Origin of the sequence: Candidatus Rhabdochlamydia sp. W815, from assembly GCF_018642185.1 — a bacterium.
GTDB classification, from domain to species: domain Bacteria; phylum Chlamydiota; class Chlamydiia; order Chlamydiales; family Rhabdochlamydiaceae; genus Rhabdochlamydia; species Rhabdochlamydia oedothoracis.
In genome coordinates this window covers 1-4,715 of the sequence record NZ_JAAVTY010000111.1, presented here as the reverse complement: position 1 = coordinate 4,715, position 4,715 = coordinate 1, and the positions used below count along the sequence as shown (strand labels likewise).

Annotated in this window: 3 protein-coding genes, 1 tRNA gene and 1 pseudogene; 4 read left to right on the top strand and 1 reads right to left on the bottom strand. The window is 35.0% G+C overall.

Annotated elements, in window-relative coordinates:
- Window positions 1-768: 768 nt before the first annotated feature.
- Window positions 769-2,907, bottom strand: coding sequence for an SF1B family DNA helicase RecD2 (recD2, locus tag RHOW815_RS06915; protein ID WP_215217589.1), 2,139 nt, complete (start codon window positions 2,905-2,907; stop codon window positions 769-771).
- Window positions 2,908-3,003: 96 nt separating this feature from the next.
- On the opposite strand from recD2, the gene RHOW815_RS06910 reads away from it, so the two are divergent.
- The 4 genes and pseudogenes from RHOW815_RS06910 to RHOW815_RS06895 all read left to right on the top strand — a co-directional run bounded on the left by RHOW815_RS06910 (window position 3,004) and on the right by RHOW815_RS06895 (window position 4,638).
- Window positions 3,004-3,075: transfer RNA gene (locus RHOW815_RS06910), tRNA-Asn, on the top strand.
- A gap of 323 nt (window positions 3,076-3,398) precedes the next feature.
- On the top strand, window positions 3,399-3,557 hold the full coding sequence (locus RHOW815_RS06905; protein WP_215217588.1) for a helix-turn-helix domain-containing protein: 159 nt from the start codon (window positions 3,399-3,401) through the stop codon (window positions 3,555-3,557).
- A pseudogene (locus RHOW815_RS09385) lies at window positions 3,517-3,847 on the top strand (IS30 family transposase); the annotation flags it as partial. The gene RHOW815_RS06905 and the pseudogene RHOW815_RS09385, both read left to right, overlap by 41 nt.
- A 194-nt stretch (window positions 3,848-4,041) precedes the next feature.
- Window positions 4,042-4,638 carry a penicillin-binding transpeptidase domain-containing protein gene (locus RHOW815_RS06895; RefSeq protein ID WP_215217586.1) on the top strand — a complete coding sequence of 199 codons (597 nt, stop codon included), beginning with the start codon at window positions 4,042-4,044 and terminating at the stop codon, window positions 4,636-4,638.
- Window positions 4,639-4,715: the final 77 nt, after the last annotated feature.

Here is a 4,715-nt window from a genome sequence, read left to right as displayed (position 1 = left end):
TATCGAAAAATATTGGGCCAATATGAAAACGAAAATCCGAGAACTTTTACCTACTGTAGCTAATTTATCCGAAGCCTTAGATCAAGCTGTTTTATCAATGTCGATTTAAATAACTATATTTTGAAATGTAGGATAAACGACAAGTTTCAAGTCGTTGACTTAAATCCCATTAAGCTAGCCGTTTGAATCGGCACTACTATATACTCGTTTGCATTCAAATTAAGAGTTTTAATATATAAATATTTTTATACAAAAGATAATACCTTCTTGCAAGATAGAGCAGTTTTTTCAAAAAACCCATTTATGCAATTCTTAATTTGAAATCAAACTAGTATACTCCTTATGAAAAAGGAGTCAGAATCATTTTTTATCTCTCAATTATCAAGCAAAATCTTCATGCATTGGCCCTGACTCTTTCATGGAGAAGCTTAGATTAGAATTTCGAATCAATCTCTTTTTATTAAAAAAAATTGACTATAAAAAAGTTATCTGCGAAAATTTTTATTCCATTAAGAATGTTACACATTTTGAACCGAATACAAGTATTTAACGATGTGCATTCTACTATTCAAAATGCATTAGAAAAAAGACTTTTCAAACGCTAAATTCATTGAATTTTTCTCATTGATTGAGTTATAAATCTTAGATCTATTCAACCTGAAGCGAACTTTTTAATAAGAAACCAAAAAGACATCCTCAAGGCTCTTCATCGCCATGAACGAGACAAGAGATTGTGTAATAGAATTAAAACTATCCTGCTCTTTAAGTTTATACGAATTTTTGCATAGCTTGTTTTAATCCTGTATGACGTTTTAGGACAGTTTCATTTTTTACGGCAATAGCCAATGCCTTTTTTGTACCTACAAAAATTACCCGTGCCTTAGCACGGGTAATTCCTGTATATAATAAATTGCGATAAAGCATCTTAAAATGAGATGTGTGCACAGGAATAATTACACAAGGGCATTCACTACCTTGATATTTGTGGATAGATACTGCATAAGCTAAAATTAGCTCATCAATTTCTGTAAAATCGTAATTGATGATTTTCAAATCAAAGACCACTTTGAGCGTTTGTTCAGTAAGATCCATTTCTGTAATTTTTCCTACATCTCCATTATAAACTTCTTTTTCGTAGTTATTACGGATTTGCATGACTTTATCTCCTACTTGAAAAGAGCGCCCCATGCGATGTAGAGCTGTAGGACAGGGATTGAGTTTTTGTTGTAGAACAACATTTAGATTTTCACTGCCAATAAGTCCTCTTTTCATAGGGGATAATACTTGAATATCATCAAAACGATGAAAGCGATATACCTTAGGTAATTGATTTACGATCAGGTTTACAATAGTATCAATGACCTCTTGTAGGTCTTCTTTTTCTATAAATTGAAAATCGCTACGTGGATGATAGGAAATATCAGGAAATTGTCCCTGGTTGATCCTATGTGCATTGGTGACAATTAAAGAACCTGCTGCTTGACGAAAGATCTTTTTTAATTCCACTACAGAAATCCTTTCTGAAGCAATCAGATCTTTAAGTACATTTCCTGGACCGACACTGGGTAATTGGTCGATATCTCCAATAAGAATTACCCTCGCATCATCAGGGAGGGCTTTGAGCAAGTTGTACATGAGTTGCGTATCTATCATACTTGCTTCATCAATAATCAGTAAATCACAGCAAATAGGATTTTCTTTATTGCGTTTGAACTTCCCTATTTTAAAATCCATTTCTAAAAGACTATGAATAGTGGATGCTTTTTTTCCAGTAATTTCACTCATTCTCTTAGCGGCTCTTCCTGTAGGAGCTGCTAAGACAATCTGATTTGCAATCCTCTCAGTAATTGTTAATATGGCTTTAGTAATTGTGCTTTTTCCTGTCCCTGGGCCACCTGTTATAATGAGAGCCTTGGCCTTAAGCCCACAGGCTACCGCTGCTAGTTGTTCTTCTGCTAAATCGATTAAGAGTTTTTGTTGGACCCAGGTTAAGGCCTTATCTAATTGTACTTCACGTATTCGACAAGGATGCTGTGTTAAACGCATCATCTCTCGAGCAATCCCCATTTCCATTAAAAAAAGAGGCTTTATCCATACCGTCTGTTCTTCTTTAACAACTTCCTCTGACTGGATTAGCGAAGAAATACCTTCTGTAATTAGATCTTTAGAAACCTCTAGTTTTTCTTCTACTTTAGGAGCTAAATCCTGGACGGGATAGCATGCATGTCCTTCTTGACTTAGTTCCCATAGAGTATGTTCGATCCCTGCACAAATTCGTTCTTTAGCGTCTTTTGCAATTCCTAATCCTTGCGCGATTAAATCCGCTGTTTTAAAACCAACTCCGTGAATATCTTTAGCTAAGCGAAAGGGATTAGAGCGCACTTTTTCAATACTTTGAGCACCGTACATTCTAAAAATTTTTTGTGCAAAAGAAGGGCTAACATTATGGCCCCTTAGAAAAATCATCACATCTCTAATAGCTTGTTGTTCATGCCAACAAGTTTTAATTTTTTCGACCCTTTTTTCTCCAATACCAGCTACTTCTAATAAGCGGTCGGGCCTTTGATCAATCACATCTAGCGTATTTAGTCCAAAGAGTTTGACTATGCGTTCTGCATAAATAGGTCCGATTCCTTTAATCATTCCTGATTCTAAATACTTTTGAATCCCTATTAGATCAGAAGGGGCTTGTAATTCAAAAGCCTTTACCTCAAATTGCTGTCCATGTTCAGGGTGAATACGCCAAGTACCTTTACAGCGAATGGTTTCCCCTGGTTGGACAGAGGGCATAATCCCTACAATACAAGTCAGTTCTTTTTTTTTAGGTTCTTTCAAGCGAGCTACAGTGAACCCTTTTTCTTCTTCTGCAAAAACAATTGTATCGATAAACCCGTAGATCTCTTCCATGATTACTCCTAAAAAGATTAAGTTTACATTTTTTTATCAGAAACGCAAAGCTATTATTGCTCTAAAATACAACTCTTTATAAAATGGTTCTTCTGTTCCGGGTTAGCTCAGCGGTAGAGCAGTAGACTGTTAATCTATTGGTCGCAAGTTCGAATCTTGCACCCGGAGTTTGCTGGTTGATGTGGCATTGTAGATAGGATCAAAAATGGCTAACCCAGTGTCACAAGCAGCCTTTTTTCATCCAATTCAAAAGTTTTCAAACTTATGAAGAGTTTATTTGATTATTTTTGCTATAATAGCTGCTGCTTTAATTAGCTATTTTGGAAACTATCAAAGCGGGTTTTTTAAATACTTTTCGTTCTCTTTCGGGATTGCAAATTAGAATTTAGTCTTTTCAAGTTTGAAGTGCACAGAAGAATTAAAAAAAAGAACAGGCAGGCGATAAAAGAATCTCTATTGTAATTTTTAACAATCAAACACAAAAAGAGACCTTGCCTAAAGGCTATCATCACCTAACCTATGACCAAAGATGTCAGATTTATATTTTAAAAGTTAGAGGAGATACATCTAGCTTAATAGCAACCATTCTAAAAGTTCATCATAGCACTAGCAGACAACGGAAAAGGATTTGCCTATCACCAAATGGTTAGTTTCGAGCTAGAGACAGACTTCTACTTTGCAACGCTCTACCATTCTTGGGAAAGAGGCTTAAATGAGTATACAAACGGACTAGTTAGGCAATATTTTCCTAAAACACAAAGCTTTTTAGATACTACTTCCAAGAATATGGAAAGGGCGGAAACTTATACTAAATAACAGACCTAGAAAGATTCTCAGCAAACATGCTATGCTCGGGTGCGCAATAGATGTTTTTTCAAGTATTTATATGTTCTTTTTTGTGCACTTCGAGGTTGAAAAGGCCTATCTTAAAACTCCATAAGTTTAAAGGTTACGTAGCCATTTTATCAAGAAATCAATGATAAATGCAAGAGAGTTTTTTAAAGTCTTTCGAATATAAGTTCTGTTTTTTTAATCAGGATTTTCCTTGCTCTTTAAGGTTTTAAGACCAAAAGAAGATGAACTTTAAATGAAGTTGTTCTAGATTTATATTCCAAAACAGTAAATGAGGCTCTTATGCATCAATTCTTACTTTCAAAATTCATGACTTGTCTATTATTTGTTTTTCCCTGTGGATACTCTTTTTCAGCTGAGGAAAATTTTCTTCTCATCAATGGCACATCGAATGAGAAAATATTAGAGCTAGGCCCTCATATCTATGAACGCGTTGCTCCTTGCTCTACCTTTAAGATTGCTTTAAGCTTGATGGGATATGATAAAGAGATCTTAAAAGATGAAAAGACTCCAACTTGGTTGTTTCAAGAAGGGTATGATAACTTCTTAGAATCCTGGAAAAATCCTCAAACTCCACAATCTTGGATGAAAACCTCTTGCGTCTGGTTTTCTCGTGTTTTAGCAATACAATTGGGATTGGAAAATATGCAAAAATATTTAACCTTATTAGAATACGGTAATAAAGATATATCTGGAGGGTTAACAGAAGCATGGCTGGTTTCCTCTTTAAAAATCTCGCCTAAAGAACAGGTGGATTTCATCCAAAAAGCTCTGCTTGGAAAGCTGCCTATTTCAAATGATGCCATACAAATGACAAAAAAGTTGTTATTTGTAGAGCAATTGCCCGAAGGATGGAGATTAGAGCTCTTTCAAAACTAGGAAATAAAAAAGCCCTTGTATAAAATAATGCCCTTAAAAATACGTAAGGGCATGATGAAATTTGAAAAAGCAAAAAG

Coding starts and splice junctions, on each gene's coding strand:
- recD2 (WP_215217589.1), bottom strand. CDS start 2,907: ATGGAAGAGATCTACGGGTTTATCGATACAATTGTTTTTGCAGAAGAA.
- RHOW815_RS06895 (WP_215217586.1), top strand. CDS start 4,042: ATGCATCAATTCTTACTTTCAAAATTCATGACTTGTCTATTATTTGTT.